We start from the raw sequence: 17801 nt of genomic DNA, 5'->3' as shown, positions 1-17801 counted from the left end.
AGGATATTCATTGTATAACTAGGTGATCTGTTAAAGGGACTATCACCGGAGGAGATTTAAATAGGAGATGACAAACTGTTTCCATTTTGTGACTATTCAATGGTGGATCATGCGTGCTTCAGGAGGTATAAAAGAGTAGAGATTGAAAGCGAGGGTATATATACAATAGGAGGTGTCATTATGAACTGGACGAAAAAGATTCACAGATCGACAATAACCGCCCTTTCGGCGACGCTAATAATGGTTTCAGGCTGGGGTGCATCAGCTTCTTCTGTACATGCTGCGGCATCGGCTACACCAGCGGCGTGCGGCACTGGAGATCATGGGCTACTACAGTCTCTGCAAAACAAGCATTCAGGAGACGTATCCACACCGCTTACCTTTTCTGATGTTCAGTTTCTGAATGGAAATATCGGACGGGCAGCAGGCAATGGATTTATGATTGGCACTTCTGATGGAGGCTGCAATTTTCAAGAAATTTATGAAGGTCAATGGAGCTTTAAACAGATTGATTTTCCCGATAACGTGCATGGTTTTGCCCTTGCTTCTGTAGAAGACGGTCAAGCTCGATATTTAATCAGTACCTCTAATGGCGGCTCAGAATGGAAAAGACTTTCGAATAAAGCTGTCAGCTTTGAAAGAATCGATTTTTTCGACAGTAAGATTGGTTTCGGATATAACAGGGCATCAACGTATTACACCAAGGACGGGGGACTTAGCTGGAGTAAGATTTCAACCCCATCCAATACACGTGGTGCTTATTTCAGTGATCGTAATACCGGCTGGGCTGTTGTAACTGTGCCTGGAACCGGCTACCGAATAATGAAGACTACAGATGGTGGGAAAACTTGGAGTTTATCGTTGAAGGCAGCCTTTTCTGATCCTGAGTATGGCCAAATCACCGCGAAGGGAGATCAAGTTGATGTGGTTCTCTTTGGCGGCTCAGGGATGAGTCAAACCTCATACTCCCTATATACAAGTACGAATAAGGGGAAAAGCTGGAATAGAGTGATCGCCCAGGAAACTGCTGGGGGTGGACCTTCCCCGGGTAGTGGAAAAGCTGTAGTAAATAAAGGGCCTGCGTCTGGCAGACCGGGAAATTTGGAGCTGATAGGGAACAATACGACCTTCTTGGTGGGTTATTCCGACGCAGCAGAAAAAGTAGCGGTAGGACGCACATATAACGGTGGCAAGCAGTGGACCAATCTTCCGGCGATTGCTGGGTATGAAGGAGTAATCTCGTTCACTAGTAATAAAGAAGGCTGGCTAGCCGTTCGCCAACGCGATTATTCATCGTTATATGTAACTAAAGATGGCGGCGCATCTTGGCAACTTAGATTTTCGTTGAAAATTTTGTCCTTGTAACGGGCGGGTTAGTAAAGGTAGCGAGCATAGCTTTTAGTTTTCTAAACGGTTCCTAAGGGAACCGTTTTTTTTGTGATTATGAAGTTGGTTGCACTTGTGTACAGTTTTACTACATGTTCCAAGTGTGCTTTTATCCATCAATATGGTAAAATTTTATGAGCTAAGCTAGATCTAATGGATTCTGAGATTGAAATGCTTCTTTGAACTGGATATAGTGTACAATGGGAAAGCGAATAGGCCTTTGAATGAATATAAAAATGTTTAAGTTTTACGACAGGCGTTTTTCTTATGCAGAATGCAGAGGCTTGCAGAATGGAGGAACGTGTGATGCCCGAATTACAGTCTAACAAATATGACGTCTCTATTACGCTCGTGAGCCTTCAAGATGGTCAGCGGAATGTTATGAAAGCGAATGGAGAGGTAGTATCCAAAGGACCGCATCTATATATTCAATATGAAGAGTTAGAGCAAGGCCCTCGAGGAGAGGAAATTTCTGTTCGTACAACAATAAAGATTGCAGGCAAACAGCTAAAGCTAATCCGCCACGGTGGGATACAGTCGGAACAGAGCTTTCAATCCGGACGGCGTCTGCCGGGATTCTATCGTTCACCATATACACAGTTTAATCTTTCTACAGAAACGAACAAGCTGGACGTGGTGCGCGAAGGGCGCTCCCTAACGGTTGCATGGGAATATGATTTGTACGTATACGAGGAATTGTCAGGAAAGTTTGCTATTAGTTTGCATATACAGGAGGAACCGAAATTATGACACAGAGAAAGAATCCGTTGGAGCTAGTGAATGAACGGGTAAAAGAAGCCATTGCCGATGCAATTGTAAATGCAGGAATTGTTGCACCGGAAGAGGTTCCGGATATCGTACTGGAAGTACCAAGAGATAAGGCACACGGTGATTTGGCTACGAACGCTGCTATGCAGCTGACCAAAATCGCAAAACGTAACCCACGCCAGATTGCTGAGGCAATTATAGAGCATTTGGATACAAGCAGCGCTTCTATTGAAAAAGCTGAGATTGCCGGACCAGGCTTTATTAACTTTACGTTGTCCAAGAATTATTTGTACCCAATTATCAGCCTTGTTGCTGAGCAGGGTGATGATTATGGCCGTATTAACATCGGTCAAGGTCAGAAGGTTGAAATGGAGTTCGTCAGCGCTAATCCAACGGGTAGCCTTCATTTAGGACATGCTCGTGGTGCTGCTGTCGGCGATGCGCTTTGCAACGTACTCGATTATGCAGGCTATCAGGTGACACGGGAATATTATATTAATGATGCCGGTAACCAGGTGGTCAACCTGTGCAAATCCATTGAAACTCGTTACCTGCAGGAGCTGGGCCAAGAAGCAGAAATGCCTGAAGACGGTTACCATGGCGAGGATATTAAGGGATTTGCTAAAGAGCTTGTGGCTGAAAAGGGTGATACACTACTCGAAATGAGCCCAAGTGACCGCGCAGCTTTTTTCCGGACTTATGGACTTAATAAAGAGCTCGATAAAATCAAACGTGATCTGGGACTATTCCGCGTAAACTTCGATATCTGGTTCAGTGAGACTTCGCTGTACGAGAACGGAGAAGTGTTACGCTCACTAGACGAGCTTCGTGATCGTGGAGAAGTTTATGAGCAGGATGGGGCAACCTGGCTGCAAACGACTAAGTATGGCGATGATAAAGACCGCGTTCTGATTAAGAACGATGGCACATACACCTACCTTACACCGGACATTGCTTATCACAGCGATAAGTATGGCCGTGGTTACGATAAAATGATTAACATTTGGGGTGCGGATCATCATGGCTATATTCCGCGGATGAAAGCGGCGATGTCAGCACTTGGCAATGATCCTGAGAAGCTAGTGGTTCTGATTGCTCAGATGGTCAGCCTGTTCCAGAATGGTGAAAAGGTTAAAATGTCGAAACGTACCGGCAAAGCGGTTACGATGGAAGATTTGATGGAAGAAGTAGGAATCGATGCGATTCGTTATTTCTTCACCATGCGTAGCATGGATTCCCATCTCGATTTCGATATGGACTTGGCGATCTCTACTTCTAATGAGAACCCTGTATTCTACGTTCAATATGCGCATGCGCGTATCTGCAGCATCTTCCGTCAGGCAGAGGAGCAAGGGATCTTCATTCCTGATTACGCTGAGATTGACTTCTCCAAGCTGACAGCAGTGCATGAATATGACCTGCTGCGCAAAATTGGTGAGCTCCCAGCAGAAATTGCTGTTGCGGCTGAAGGTTATGCTCCACATCGCCTCATCCGTTATGTATATGAGCTGGCTGCGATGTTCCACAGTTATTACAAAGCTGAACGTGTAATCACTGAGGATGCCGCTCAAACCGTGGCACGACTTGCACTGCTTGGTGCTGCGCGTACCACCATTGCTAATGTCCTGCGTCTTGTTGGTGTTTCCGCACCAGACCGCATGTAATTCAACATCAAACGACAAAAAATCCGCCTTCCGGTTCTCTGGGAGGCGGATTTTATTTTGTGCCGTTCTTCGCACCGGCACAAGCTGCGCTCACGTCAGAGTGACCCACCCGGTGCCCGGGTGGGGTCTATACGTTCGCGGATACCGCCCGCTTGGCCCTCACTCCTGCTTTCAGCAGGCGTAGGGCATCGGCAGCGCCGCCGCCAAGGGATGCGCGTCGCTGCCCCTTGCGCAGCCGCACCGGGGACGCGGTACGGCGCAAGAGCAGCTTCAGCTCCCTTGGCGAGAGCCCCGGTCGCACCGAGAGCAGCAGTGCAGCGGCTCCCGTGACATGCGAGGTCGCCATGGAGGTGCCGCTCATCTCTTTGTAGCCCTCCTTCAGCCAACAGGAGGTCACGCCTTCGCCGGGGCCATAGACATCGATATAAGAACCGCGGTTGCTGAAGCCAGCAACACGATGTCTTTTATCGATGGCACCCACGGCAATCGTCTCAGGATAACGTGCGGGGTAGTCTCCGCCACGTTTTCCATCATTCCCGGATGAGGCGATGACAGCGATTCCGGCTCGGTACGCTTTAATAACCACATTGTGAAGCGCTTTGCTTCTAGTTTTCATTCCGAAGCTCATATTGATGATATCAATTTTGTTCTGTACGCACCAATCAATGCCCAGTACAATGTCCGATACATACGCGGAGCCGCTATGATCAAAGGCCTTGACTGGATATAGCAACGCTCGTGGAGCCACTCCCATCATACCGCGTGTTCCTCCTGCCGCAGCTAGAGTTCCGGCGATATGAGTCCCGTGTCCATTATCATCTAGCGGCAACATTCCGCGGTGTAGTAAGTTGACCCCAGAGGCTAATGAATGCTTCAGATCGGGATGGCGGTAATCAGCACCTGTGTCGATTACGCCGATTTTGACGTGAACTCCGGTTGATTTGGACCATGCCTGAGGAGCATGAATGGCTTTTACTCCCCAAGGGAGTGTGGCGGTACCGCTCTTTTCGTTAGCTATGGAATGGATTTGTATTTGTAGATCCTCTTCGACATTTAGGAGGTCTGCAAATCGATTCATTAGTTTTCCAGCTCCGGCAGCAGGCACAAAAAAGGCCCGAATCAGCGGAGATACCTGCACTTGCCGCAGCTCAGGCTGCTTCGCTTTCAGCGCCTTCCATTGTGTAAAAGCTCCGGCATACTGGCGGGGATCATTGAAGGTAAGAATACGCCGCTCACCATTGTTGGGGGCAACCGATATTTCTTCAAGAAGCATGTGCCAAAATTTGAAATAGTCCATAGGTTTCGCTGTCCCCTCCTCGGTGCCCTGCTGCCATATTGTATGAGTGGAAGAGGGGGTCCGAATGGGAACTTGCCCTTTTTTAACGAAATGGGCTGCCCATCGTGTCAAAAGACGGCGCTTTACATAAAATAGACAGAAGAGATTAACACTCTCTTTGTAACATCACGTAAGGAGCCGATCCTTGGCGTGGATACAGTCATGCGCGGAGGGTTTCCTCCGCCTTTTTTTATTTAAAAGGAATTATAAGTTTCACACGGGTACATATGTTTTGGGTTTATTCTTCTTCAAGATGGAGACAGGTTTCTGCTATAGATAACAGCCTGAAGGCTCTTTCTGTTAGCTGTTACCGCTTTTGACTTGCAATTTGTTGTCAAATAGGTTTTACTTAGTTTTGTTAATGGATATTATTGAAATAAACCGTAATGTGAACAATGCGTGAGAGGAAGTGTCCTTTAGTGAGTACGCCACTCAATTTAAAGCTAGACCCTGAGAAAGTTAAAGAAATGCCGATGGTGGATTTGGCCTTTCTAGTGCTTAAGGCAGCCAATACACCGTATTATTACCGTGATCTGATGGTCGAGGTAGCCAAGTTGCGCGGCATGACCGATCAACAAAGCCAAGATACTATTGCCCAGTTATATACCGAGATTAACATTGATGGGCGTTTTGCCTGTGTCGGAACCAACCTTTGGGGATTGAAACGCTGGTATCCTCTAGAGCGCTCTGATGATCCGGTTGGTAACACCAAACGCGTGCGTATCATCAACGATGAAGACGATGATTTGGAAGATGACGACTTTGCTGAAGAAGAAGAAAACTACGCTGCTGAAGAAGAGGATTTCGACGCTATCGACGAAGATCGCGACGACCTCTATTCCGACGACGACAGCGAAGAAGAAGTCGACGAAGATGTCGTGATCGATGAAGATGACATAGACGAAGATGACTCAGATGAAGACGATGCAGAAGATGACTCAGATGAAGACGATGCAGAAGCTGACAAGTAAGATAAATAATTTCAAAGAGTCTTGCTGATGGTATAATTCCTCCCTTGACAGTGGGGGAACGTCAGAGTAAACTATTGCATGGGCTTATCATGTAAGTTAATAAACGCGTTTCTTAAAATAAAAAGTGCCCCGGTTCTACGGGTGTCACTTTTTTGTTTTTTTAGATGCAAAGTAGCTGTAGTTTTATGTAATTTGCGGGACGACGTTTTATGTTTTCCCCGGTGAATCAAACTTTTGATTTCCCCTGTTTTGATGATAGTAAAACGGGTTACGATAAACACCATGCGCCGCTTTTATGTCTGGACTTTATTTAGGAGGGTTTTACAGTGACAAAGTATATTTTTGTAACGGGTGGCGTTGTGTCTTCCCTGGGCAAGGGCATTACCGCCGCTTCGCTGGGCAGGCTGCTCAAAAACAGAGGTCTAAAGGTAACGATTCAGAAATTTGATCCGTATCTTAACGTAGACCCTGGAACGATGAGTCCTTATCAGCACGGTGAAGTATTCGTAACCGATGACGGTGCGGAGACTGACCTTGACCTTGGACACTATGAACGGTTTATTGATATTAATCTGTCAAAGAACAACAATGTGACGACAGGTAAGATCTATTCATCCGTAATCAGCAAGGAACGTCGTGGAGAGTATTTGGGCGGAACTGTACAAGTTATCCCACACATTACGAATGAGATCAAAGAACGCGTGTTCCGTGCAGGCCGCGAGACCAACTCTGATGTTGTAATCACAGAGATTGGTGGAACCGTAGGTGATATTGAAAGTCTTCCGTTCCTGGAAGCCATTCGTCAGATCAAGAGTGATATCGGACGGGAAAATGTGATGTATATCCACGTAACCTTGATTCCTTATATCAAGGCTGCTGGAGAAGTGAAGACAAAGCCGACACAACACAGTGTTAAAGAGCTGCGCAGTATCGGTATTCAACCGAATGTCATCGTGTGCCGTACGGAATATGAGCTTTCCGCAGATATGAAAGCGAAGATCGCACTCTTTTGCGATATTGATGCTAATGCTGTTGTGGAATGCCGCGATGCTTCAACGTTGTATGAAGTTCCATTGAATCTTCGTGATGAAGGATTGGACGAGATTGTTGTTAATCATTTGAAGCTTACGACACCTGCACCAGATATGCGTGAATGGGAAAGTATGCTTGAACGGATTCAGAAGCTTGAAAAAACAGTGGAAATTGCGATTGTTGGTAAGTACGTAGCACTGCATGACGCTTATTTGAGCGTTGTTGAATCACTTTCACACGCAGGCTTTGCTGCTAATGCAGAGGTTAAGATTCGCTGGGTGAATGCAGAGGAAATTACGGATGAGAACGTGGATGAAATGCTGCGTGGTATTGGTGGTATTCTTGTTCCTGGTGGTTTCGGTGATCGGGGAATTGAAGGTAAAATCTCTGCGATTCGTTATGCCCGTGAGAAATTGATACCTTTCTTCGGAATTTGCTTAGGTATGCAAGTTTCCGTAATCGAATATGGCCGTTCTGTTCTAGGTCTACAAGGTGCGAATAGCTCCGAAATCGATCCGAACACACCATATCCACTGATCGATCTGCTTCCTGAGCAGAAGGATATTGAAGATATGGGCGGTACTATGCGTCTTGGCTTGTATCCTTGTAAGATTGCTGAGGGTTCCCTGGCAATGTCTTGCTACGATGATGAACTGGTTTATGAGCGTCACCGTCACCGGTATGAGTTCAACAATACGTACCGTGATGAGATTGAAAAAGCAGGTCTGGTTATTTCCGGAACCTCTCCAGATGGCCGTTTAGTTGAGATCGTAGAGCTTCCGGGACATCCTTGGTTCTTGTCGGTTCAATTCCATCCGGAATTCACTTCACGTCCGAACCGTCCACAACCGTTGTTCCGTGATTTCGTCAAAGCTTCTTTGACTCATTCCGAACAGCAGTAATTTTGTAAATATAATCGGAACCTGCGGGTTCTGTATCAAACCTGAAGAGCCTCCCATAGGAGGCTCTTTTTTTTAACTATTCAAAAGTATAAGTTGTTCATCTATCCTTTATGTCTAATATTTTTCGCTTAAACGCTTACCGTCCTTATAGGGACGCCGAAGGTGTTTATGCCTGTTTGTCCATTTTGAAGAGCTCCGTAAATGACATCACTGTAATTCAGACTCTTTATTTACCCATTTTATCCAATTAGCAGGATTTGAGCAGTGAAGCACGAATAATAGGTTTCGTATGGGTTAGTTTCTGAAGGGGCCGTTAGCTGTGGAGAGCGCGGTATAGTCAATCTGGCTTAATCTCTGGGAGGGTATTATATGGAAAAAAAGAAAGTGTTAATTGTCGATGATCAGAATGGGATTCGGATTCTTCTTATGGAAGTGTTCAATAGCGAAGGATATACGACATTTCAAGCAGCTAACGGAAAATTGGCCTTAGACATTGTTCGCAGTGAGTCTCCTGACTTGGTTTTGCTCGATATGAAAATACCGGGAATGGATGGACTCGAGATTTTGAAGCATCTGAAGGAACTAAATCCATCCATTAAGGTCATAATGATGACCGCTTATGGGGAGCTGGATATGATTAAGGAAGCAACCAAGCTAGGCGCATTGATGCATTTCACAAAGCCATTTGACATCGATGAAATGCGGGTAGCGGTCAATATGCATCTTCATAATAAGTCTGTAGATCAATGCAGTTAAAGTGATATTTTCTGTATCGATTCTATTTGGTTATGGTGATTATAAACAGTTTGAGTGCAAATGCTATACGGGTTGGATAAAAATCGTCCCACCGGGACATTTTTTTGTTTATCCTATTTAGTATTTGACTCAGGATGTGTTATAATAAGCCTGTATGTGATGTCGGTTTAAAAACATAGCCAACCAACATTCTTAGGAGGATGAAACCATGCCATTAGTATCTATGACAGACATGTTGAACAAAGCACTTGAAGGAAAATACGCAGTAGGTCAGTACAACATTAACAACTTGGAGTGGACACAAGCTATTCTTGGTGCCGCTGAACAAGAGAAATCACCAGTAATCCTTGGTGTATCCGAAGGCGCAGCACGTCACATGGGCGGCTTCACTACTGTTGTTAAAATGGTAGAAGGTCTAATTATCGATATGAATATCACAGTTCCTGTAGCGATCCACCTTGACCATGGATCTAGCTTTGATAAATGTAAAGCAGCAATTGATGCTGGATTTACATCCGTAATGATCGACGGTTCCCACCACCCAATCGATGAGAACATTGATATGACTAAAAAAGTCGTTGAATATGCTCACGCTAAAGGTGTTTCTGTAGAAGCAGAAGTAGGTACTGTTGGTGGACAAGAAGACGACGTTATCGGCGGCATCATGTATGCTAAGCTTGATGAGTGCGTACGTATTGTTAAAGAAACAGGTATCGACACTTTGGCTCCTGCACTAGGTTCCGTTCATGGACCTTACCATGGCGAGCCTAACCTCGGATTTAAAGAAATGGAAGAAATCCGCGACGCTACTAACATCCCAATGGTTCTTCATGGTGGTACAGGTATTCCTGAACATGACATCAAGAAAGCTATCTCCTTGGGTACTTCCAAAATCAACGTAAACACTGAGAACCAAATCGTGTTCGCAAAAGTTGTTCGCGAAGTTCTAGCTGCTAAACCTGATGCTTACGATCCACGTACATTCATCGCACCAGGTCGCGATGCGATCAAAGAAACCGTTATCGGTAAAATCCGCGAATTTGGATCCAACAACAAAGCCTAATCATTGTTAGCTTCCGCCACAGGTGGACAAGCAATTTGTAAAGGGCAGGGTGTAGCTCTGCCCAGTTGAATAGTTTGATGAGGAAAGCACACCGCTTAGCCGGTGTCTTTCCATTTTCATCACTAAAAGTCCACAGCACGTATTGCCCACACAGCTGCAATACACGTAGGGGGAAATTGATAAATCTATGGAAAAATTAATGATTGGCGGTGGACGTCCGCTAGAGGGCGTTGTAACCATCAGTGGAGCAAAGAATAGTGCTATTGCACTTATTCCTGCGGCGATTTTGGCCGAATCTGAAGTTGTTCTTGATAATTTACCGTCCCTTAGTGATGTAGCCGTTTACTCCGAAATCTTGCAAGAGCTTGGCGCAAGTGTATCTTGGTCAGGCAACCAGATGAAAATTGATCCTTCGCGTATTGTATCTATACCTATGCCTAATGGTCCGGTTAAGAAACTTCGAGCTTCGTATTATATGATGGGAGCTCTACTTGGAAGATTCAAAGAAGCGACAATAGGTCTACCCGGTGGTTGTAACTTCGAACCTCGTCCAATCGATCAGCATATCAAAGGATTCGAGGCACTGGGAGCAACAGTTACCAACGAACATGGTTCTATCCACTTATATGCTAAAGAGCTACGCGGTGCGAAGATTTATTTAGACGTATCAAGCGTAGGTGCCACTATTAACATCATGCTGGCGGCTTCACGTGCCAAAGGCTCCACAATTATTGAAAATGCGGCTAAAGAGCCTGAGATTATAGATGTAGCAACCCTATTGAACTCTATGGGCGCTGTTATTAAAGGCGCCGGTACAGAAACCATCAGAATCGAAGGGGTATCGGAGATGCACGGTTGCCGTCACTCCATTATTCCCGATCGGATTCAAGCAGGAACTTATATGATTGCCGCTGCGGCTACGCGTGGTAATGTGTTGATAGATAACGTTATTCCTAAGCACTTGGAAGCTTTAACGGCCAAGCTTTTAGAGATGGGCGTTGATATTGAAGAGCTTGACGAAAGTATTCGCGTTATAGGTAGAGCTAAATATGAGCACGCAGATGTCAAAGCGTTGACCTATCCTGGCTTTCCTACAGATTTACAATCTCCTATGACAAGTATGTTGACACAGGCGGAAGGCGTTAGTGTGCTTAGCGATTTCGTCTACAGCAACCGTTTTAAACATGTGCCAGAATTGGTACGGATGGGCGCGAAAATACGCGTTGAAGGCCGTTCTGCAATTATTGAGGGTGGTAAGCTTAACGCTGCAAAGGTGAAAGCGACTGATTTACGGGCAGGCGCTGCTCTTGTCATTGCTGGATTGACAGTAGGGGATGGGATCACCGAGGTGACCGGCGTAGAATATATTGACCGTGGTTATGATAATTTAGTGAGCAACCTTCGACAACTTGGTGCTCATGTTTGGCGTGAGAACGAATAAAATTAGGATATCCCGTTTGGAAGGAGGTTTATTTGCTTATTTACCGCATATATCCTTCCAAATTGGGTATTAATATCCTAATGGGCATTTTAATAGACTCATCATTTTGCCTAGTAGATAGACTAGGGCGAACTCATTTAAAAATTGAATAGGTGGTTATTACATGGATCTTCAAATTTCCGATTTGGAAGAAATGAAGCTGACCGAGTTGTATAAGCTGGCCAAGAAATACCAGATCCCTTATTACGGACAGCTGAAGAAACGGGAACTGATCTTTGCGATCCTTCGGGCACAGGCAGAGCAAAGCGGTCTTATGTTTATGGAAGGCGTACTGGAAATTCTACCCGAGGGTTATGGATTTCTAAGGCCGATTAACTATTTGCCTAGCGCTGAAGATATTTATATCTCAGCCTCACAAATTCGGAAGTTTGATCTCAGAAGCGGAGATCTTGTATCTGGGAAATGCCGGACGCCGAAAGAAAATGAACGATATTTTGGCCTGCTTCAAGTCAATGCCGTTAATGGCGAGAACCCTGCTAGCGCAGCGGAGCGACTACATTTTCCAGCATTAACACCACTTTATCCGCAAGACAAGCTACCGCTTGAAACATCCCCTACTCATTTGTCTACCCGAATAATGGATTTGCTCGCTCCTGTAGGTTTGGGGCAGCGGGGTTTGATTGTAGCACCTCCTAAAGCAGGAAAAACGCTCCTCTTGAAAGAAATTGCCAATAGTATTTCCACTAATAATCCTGAGATTGAACTCTTTGTATTGCTAATAGATGAGCGTCCCGAAGAAGTAACTGATATGCAGCGTTCAGTAAAAGGCGAAGTGGTTGCATCGACGTTTGATGAGCTTCCAGAGAATCATATTAAAGTGGCCGAACTTGTGTTGCAAAGAGCTCTTCGTTTAGTTGAGCACAAGAAGGATGTAGTTATTCTTTTAGACAGCATTACCCGTCTTGCACGTGCGTATAATCTTGTGGTTCCACCATCTGGACGCACGCTTAGTGGGGGGATTGACCCAGCAGCCTTTCATCGGCCGAAACGGTTTTTTGGCTCTGCACGGAATGTAGAAGAGGGCGGTTCACTGACTATTTTAGCAACTGCTTTAATTGATACCGGATCACGTATGGATGATATTATTTATGAAGAGTTTAAGGGTACTGGTAATATGGAGCTTCATTTGGACCGAAAATTGGCGGAACGCCGTATATTCCCTGCTATTGATATTCGTCGTTCAGGTACACGTCGTGAAGAAGTGCTCTTGAGCAAAGAAGAGCTTGATACGATCTGGGCGATTCGCAAAAATATGAATGAATCCTACGATTTTGTGGAGGGATTCATCAAAAAGCTGCGTGATACAAAGACTAATGCTGAATTCTTAGCATCATTTGACGTTGCGGGAGCTAAACAATCGCCAAATGGAACTGCAAGTAGCGGAGGAACTTCCAACAGTGGTACGGCTGCTCGTCGCACAACACGGGCAAAGACTTCTTCAGTACCTACAACTTGAGAATTGATAATAAGAGGAGACTAACATGTATTTGGTATATGCCGACGGGCAAGGAAACGTATATGATCATCCAGAACTGTACGGGTTAGCCCGTAGTGGGGATATGATCGTTGAAATGTTGGAGGAAGAGTTGATTCCGCTGCCTGAAGGCGCCACTCTTGTGGGCTTGCCTAGTACGCGGGCTGTGGGTATGGATCCTGAGACAGGTGAAATGATGGCGTTGCCGGATGGCTCACAGGCTGTAGGCGCGCTGCTGCCTCAGGGCTATACTCGCTTGTGTCTTCCTGGGTATGTAAAGACAGATAAGTCTTACAAGCTTCCTCTGTTTGGGTATTCGGCTGTAGTGTGGAAGGATGGCGGGTTCTATGTTGCGGCGGATCCAACCGATAATCCGGAGAAGTGGAACCCACTGAACTGTGATAAACAGGATCTTGAGGTAAGCGTTGGCGAGTTGACTGCCAAATATCCTGATAACCGTCTCTATGAGCATCTTTCTAACTGTGCGCTTGGTTATGAATGCCTGACTTCCTCCAACACCTTCTTAGGGCGTTGGGAGGGCGGTGTACCTGTCTCTTATTCATGTAATGCTGGATGTTTTGGCTGTATTTCTGAGCAACCTGATGATAGTGGTTTTGTGTCTCCGCAGACTCGTATGAATTTCCGGCCAACGGTCAATGAAATTTCACAAGTTATGTTGGAGCACTTGAAGACGCCTGAATCGATTATCAGTTTTGGACAAGGCTGTGAAGGTGAGCCTTCTACGCAGGCAAAACTTATTATAGAAGCAATCCGTGAAGTGCGCTCGATTACTGACATGGGCTACATTAATATCAACACCAATGCTGGCTTAAGCGATCATATTCGTGGAATCGTCGATGCTGGGCTGGATTTGATGCGTGTCAGCACGATTAGTGCTCTAGATGATCATTACAATGCTTATTACAAACCACGTGGCTACACATTGGCTAATGTAGAGAAGTCTTTGAAATATGCTGCCTCGCAAGGTGTTTACACATCGATCAACTATCTGATTTTCCCTGGAGTAACTGATCGCGAAGAAGAGATTGAGGCGATGGTGGAGTTTGTAAGACGTACGGATCTGAAGCTTATTCAGATGCGTAATCTGAACATTGATCCAGAGAGTTATCTGGAGTTAATTCCTCCTGCTAAGGGTGAAATTCTCGGCATGAAGACGATGCTGGAAATTTTCCGGGACGAATTGCCGGATGTTGTTATTGGTTCTTACACACATGTACCACCAGCAAATATGGCTCGGGTAAAGCAACGGCAACTCAACATTTAATAGATTAAATGTACCAATGAATTACCAATGAAACATATTGATCAATTGAATTTTTCGTGCTAAAATACCACAGTGTAATCATATAACTCTGGGTCCGCATGAGGCTTAGGGCATGAGAGGTGAAATTCAAAATGCAAGCAGCAATTCAACCAAAGTATAACTTAACTAAGGTAACCTGCGCATGTGGCAACTCTTTCGAAGCTGGCTCTGTTAAACAAGAGCTTCGTGTTGAAATTTGCTCCAGCTGCCATCCTTTCTTCACTGGCAAGCAGAAGTTCCTGGATGCCGGCGGTCGCGTTGATAAATTCAAGAAGAAATACGGTATCTAATTGGAATAGCCGCTTAGCGGCTTAATGGTTAGATCGAGCTCCCAGCTTTCTCGCTGGGGGCTCATTTTATGTCTTGGAGTTGATTTTTGTCCGAGCGTGAGCTATACTTATCTTCGCCGTGCTAGACGGGGAGGTAGCGGTGCCCTGTAACTCGCAATCCGCTGTAGCGAGGTTGAATTCCTGTTAGAGGTGCTATCGATGTGAGGCCTTGGTTCCTACGGGCTGTGTTGACGGTTGGGTCCTCCGCAATGAGTGCTTATGAACCTGGTCAGGTCCGGAAGGAAGCAGCCATAAGTAAGTTTACTCTTGTGCCGGAGGGTGGCCTAGCCCGAGCAGTCATGTAGGGTTGCCGCTTGGATCGTAGTCATCAATAACAGGTGCACGGTTTATAATTCTGTTTATAACAGCATCTTTGCCACAAGCAAAGATGCTTTTTGTTTTTGGTCAATAGCCGATGAATATAGTATAATAAATTTGCGACAAATGCCGGGAAAGAGGCAGCCTAAGAGAGGGTAATGCATAGTGGAACATATCGCGCTGTACCGTGCTTGGCGGCCGCAGTCGTTTCAAGACATGGTTGGACAACAGCACATTATCCAAACGCTGCAGAACGCAATTCGTGAACAGCGGGTTTCGCATGCCTATCTGTTCAGTGGTCCGCGGGGAACTGGTAAGACAAGTGCTGCTAAAGTCTTAGCGAAAGCGGTCAATTGTGAACGTGGGCCAGGTCCGGAGCCTTGCAACGAGTGTCCTTCCTGCTTGCGAATCACTGCGGGTAATGTGATGGATGTGCAGGAAATAGACGCGGCATCCAACCGGGGCGTAGAAGAGATTCGTGACCTCCGGGACAAGGTGAAATATGCACCTACCGAGGTGCGCCGTAAAGTGTATATTATTGATGAAGTGCATATGCTGACAACAGAAGCATTTAATGCGCTATTAAAGACATTGGAAGAACCGCCGTCACATGCAATGTTCATCCTTGCGACTACGGAACCTCATAAATTGCCAGCGACGATCATTTCTCGTTGTCAGCGTTTTGACTTCCGCAGAGTAGCTTTGGAAGAGCAGACAGCACATCTAAGTGCTATCTGTGAGAAGGAAGGGATTACAGCCGATGTTAACGCATTGCAGTATATTGCCCGCCTTTCTGATGGGGGTATGCGCGATGCAGTGAGTTTGCTGGATCAGATTTCATCTTTTACAGATGGCAAAGTTACGTACGAACAAGTGCTGGGGATGACCGGAGGGATACCCTCTGAGCAATTTGCACGTCTTGCCACTGCCATATTGGAAGGTGATATGGGTCTTCTGCTGGAGCTTGTTGAACAGCTTATGCATGAAGGTAAGAGTGCTGATAAATGTCTAGAGAATCTTATGTATTATTTCCGTGATTTATTGATGATTAAGATGGTACCTGGGGCCGATCAACTGACGGAGCGAGTGCTTAATCCCGCCGAGTTTAAAGATATGGCCACCGCATTTTCCCGGGATCGTCTGTTTCAGATCGTAGATACACTTAATAAGTACCTGGGTGAAATGAAATATGCTACTCATCCGCAGACTTTGTTTGAAGTCGCACTGATGAAGCTTTGTAGCTTGCAGCAAGAGGAAAGTGAGACCGCATCAGCTGCTCCGTTAGGTGCATTGCAGGCTGGGTCAGGGGCGAATGCTCCTGCAGTCCACTCTGGTGAACTGGATCTGCTCAAGAGACAGATTACTGCGCTGGAGAAAAAGCTGGAGCAGGCATTGCAGGCCGGTGGTATTTCCGGAGGTGGGCGAGATGGTGCCTCTTCTGCGAAATCGAATCCGACTCCAAGTTCTGCGCCTAGAATCTCTGCAACCTCCAAAATGCCTCCAAATGTTGATAAGTTTATTGCTGGTAAGGATAGTCCTGATTTTGCAGCTATCTATAAACAGTGGAGTCTTGTCTTGCAAGGGGTAAAAGAGGAGAAGGTAACGGTTCATGCGTGGTTTGTAGACGGAGAACCTGTATCTGTAATGGACGACGCTGTGCTTGTTGCGTTTAAGAACACGATTCATCGTGATACAACGGAGAAGCCAGCAAACAGACAGGTCATTGAGAATGTGTTTGCAGCGCGTCTTGGTAAACCTTATAGACTGGTAACTATAATGCAGCGCGATTGGAACGAAGCCGCTCAGAAGTCAGTGGGACAGCCTAGCAAAGAAGAGTTGCGGCTAGAGCATGAACATGATACTGCAGATGCGAAATCTGAACCTTGGATTGATGAGGCTATCCAGCTTTTTGGAGAAGACCTTGTTGTCATAAAAGAGTAATGTAAGCATACTAGCGCAAATTGCGCATTCCAAAGGAGAGATGATGTATGAATAATATGAACCAAATGATGAAGCAAGTTAAGAAAATGCAGGAGCAAATGCTTAAGGCTCAAGAAGAACTAGGTGGCAAGGTGATTGAAGGCTCATCAGGTGGTGGAGTAGTTACAGTTCAAGTTAATGGCCACAAAAAGTTGCTTTCTATCCAAATCAAGCCAGAAGCTGTTGATCCGGAAGATGTTGAAATGCTACAGGATTTGGTAATCACTGCAGTTAATGATGCTTTGACTCAAGCTGAAGACCTTGCGAACAATGATATGGGTAAATTTACTGGTGGAATGAAGATCCCAGGCTTGTTCTAATTCACTCACTCCACTTTCGTCTAAAGGAGAATTATTAATTTGTATTATCCCGAACCGCTAGCCAAGCTGATCGATGCTTTTACGCGCTTGCCCGGGATTGGGCCGAAGACAGCCGCCCGGTTAGCTTTTCATGTGCTTAACATGAAAGAGGATGACGTCATTGATTTTGCTAAAGCGCTAGTAAGTGTCAAGCGTAATCTTCATTATTGCTCCGTCTGCTGTAATATTACGGATACGGACCCGTGTAAGATATGTCAGGACAAAACTAGAGATCCTTCAGTAATCTGTGTGATCCAAGACTCCAAGGATTTGGTGGCAATAGAACGAACCAAAGAGTTTAATGGGTATTATCACGTTCTTCAGGGTGCGATTTCACCTATGGAAGGTATTGGCCCTGATGATATTCGCTTGAAGGAATTATTGACTCGTTTGAGTGATGAAAGAGTGAGTGAGCTTATCATGGCGACTAACCCCAACATTGAGGGTGAGGCAACGGCGATGTATATTTCTCGTTTAGTTCGGCCTTTTGAGATTAAAATCACCAGAATAGCCCATGGCTTGCCTGTTGGTGGCGATCTTGAATATGCTGACGAGGTTACCTTGTCCAAAGCGTTGGAAGGTCGTCGTGAGCTATTCTAGTAGCTCTAAAGTCGTGTTTTTCAAAAGGAGGCCCCCTG

The 17801-nt window shown here is 45.6% G+C and carries 15 protein-coding genes and 1 other RNA gene; 15 read left to right on the top strand and 1 reads right to left on the bottom strand.

Annotated features, from left to right (window positions below; translation table 11 throughout):
* Nucleotides 1-180: 180 nt before the first annotated feature.
* The 3 genes from NSQ29_RS26855 to argS all read left to right on the top strand — a co-directional run bounded on the left by NSQ29_RS26855 (nt 181) and on the right by argS (nt 3818).
* Nucleotides 181-1365 (top strand): hypothetical protein, encoded by a 1185-nt coding sequence (locus tag NSQ29_RS26855; protein ID WP_341126495.1) that lies wholly within the window; start codon nt 181-183, stop codon nt 1363-1365.
* Nucleotides 1366-1692: 327 nt separating this feature from the next.
* A complete protein-coding gene (locus tag NSQ29_RS26850; protein WP_143764154.1) occupies nt 1693-2136 on the top strand; it encodes a DUF1934 domain-containing protein in 444 nt (147 codons plus the stop codon).
* The gene (argS, locus tag NSQ29_RS26845) at nt 2133-3818 is read left to right on the top strand and encodes an arginine--tRNA ligase (protein ID WP_341126494.1); all 1686 of its coding nucleotides are present in this window, start codon (nt 2133-2135) and stop codon (nt 3816-3818) included. The genes NSQ29_RS26850 and argS overlap by 4 nt, the downstream gene beginning before the upstream one ends.
* A 127-nt stretch (nt 3819-3945) precedes the next feature.
* On the opposite strand, the gene NSQ29_RS26840 is transcribed toward argS, so the two are convergent.
* Complete coding sequence (locus tag NSQ29_RS26840) at nt 3946-5115, bottom strand: S8 family peptidase (protein WP_445739201.1); 1170 nt, start codon at nt 5113-5115, stop codon at nt 3946-3948.
* A gap of 458 nt (nt 5116-5573) precedes the next feature.
* On the opposite strand from NSQ29_RS26840, the gene rpoE reads away from it, so the two are divergent.
* The 12 genes from rpoE to recR all read left to right on the top strand — a co-directional run bounded on the left by rpoE (nt 5574) and on the right by recR (nt 17763).
* Nucleotides 5574-6125 (top strand): DNA-directed RNA polymerase subunit delta, encoded by a 552-nt coding sequence (gene rpoE, locus NSQ29_RS26835; protein ID WP_042183972.1) that lies wholly within the window; start codon nt 5574-5576, stop codon nt 6123-6125.
* 326 nt (nt 6126-6451) lie between these two features.
* Entirely contained in the window at nt 6452-8059 is a 1608-nt protein-coding gene (locus NSQ29_RS26830) for a CTP synthase (protein WP_042183974.1), read from the top strand.
* Nucleotides 8060-8428: 369 nt separating this feature from the next.
* Nucleotides 8429-8815, top strand: coding sequence for a response regulator (locus NSQ29_RS26825; protein WP_042123230.1), 387 nt, complete (start codon nt 8429-8431; stop codon nt 8813-8815).
* Nucleotides 8816-9023: 208 nt separating this feature from the next.
* Nucleotides 9024-9878 (top strand): class II fructose-1,6-bisphosphate aldolase, encoded by an 855-nt coding sequence (fba, locus tag NSQ29_RS26820; protein WP_036679934.1) that lies wholly within the window; start codon nt 9024-9026, stop codon nt 9876-9878.
* 187 nt (nt 9879-10065) lie between these two features.
* Nucleotides 10066-11319, top strand: coding sequence for a UDP-N-acetylglucosamine 1-carboxyvinyltransferase (locus tag NSQ29_RS26815; protein ID WP_060623903.1), 1254 nt, complete (start codon nt 10066-10068; stop codon nt 11317-11319).
* A 163-nt stretch (nt 11320-11482) separates the two neighbouring features.
* Nucleotides 11483-12835 carry a transcription termination factor Rho gene (rho, locus tag NSQ29_RS26810; RefSeq protein WP_042123234.1) on the top strand — a complete coding sequence of 451 codons (1353 nt, stop codon included), beginning with the start codon at nt 11483-11485 and terminating at the stop codon, nt 12833-12835.
* Between the two features lie 25 nt (nt 12836-12860).
* Nucleotides 12861-14138: a radical SAM protein gene (locus NSQ29_RS26805; RefSeq protein WP_042183978.1), complete on the top strand. Its 1278-nt coding sequence runs from the start codon at nt 12861-12863 to the stop codon at nt 14136-14138.
* Nucleotides 14139-14269: 131 nt separating this feature from the next.
* Entirely contained in the window at nt 14270-14467 is a 198-nt protein-coding gene (gene rpmE / locus NSQ29_RS26800; RefSeq protein ID WP_042123239.1) for a 50S ribosomal protein L31, read from the top strand.
* Between the two features lie 116 nt (nt 14468-14583).
* Nucleotides 14584-14852: signal recognition particle sRNA large type (gene ffs, locus NSQ29_RS26795), an RNA gene on the top strand.
* A gap of 137 nt (nt 14853-14989) precedes the next feature.
* Nucleotides 14990-16765: a DNA polymerase III subunit gamma/tau gene (dnaX, locus tag NSQ29_RS26790; RefSeq protein WP_076301044.1), complete on the top strand. Its 1776-nt coding sequence runs from the start codon at nt 14990-14992 to the stop codon at nt 16763-16765.
* Nucleotides 16766-16812: 47 nt separating this feature from the next.
* Nucleotides 16813-17124, top strand: coding sequence for a YbaB/EbfC family nucleoid-associated protein (locus NSQ29_RS26785; RefSeq protein WP_042183982.1), 312 nt, complete (start codon nt 16813-16815; stop codon nt 17122-17124).
* Nucleotides 17125-17163: 39 nt separating this feature from the next.
* Nucleotides 17164-17763, top strand: a complete 600-nt coding sequence (recR, locus tag NSQ29_RS26780; protein WP_042123249.1) for a recombination mediator RecR — start codon at nt 17164-17166, stop codon at nt 17761-17763.
* Nucleotides 17764-17801: the final 38 nt, after the last annotated feature.

This window comes from Paenibacillus sp. FSL F4-0236 (genome assembly GCF_038000135.1).
GTDB lineage: Bacteria > Bacillota > Bacilli > Paenibacillales > Paenibacillaceae > Paenibacillus_AQ.
This window is presented reverse-complemented; position numbering and strand designations above follow the sequence as displayed.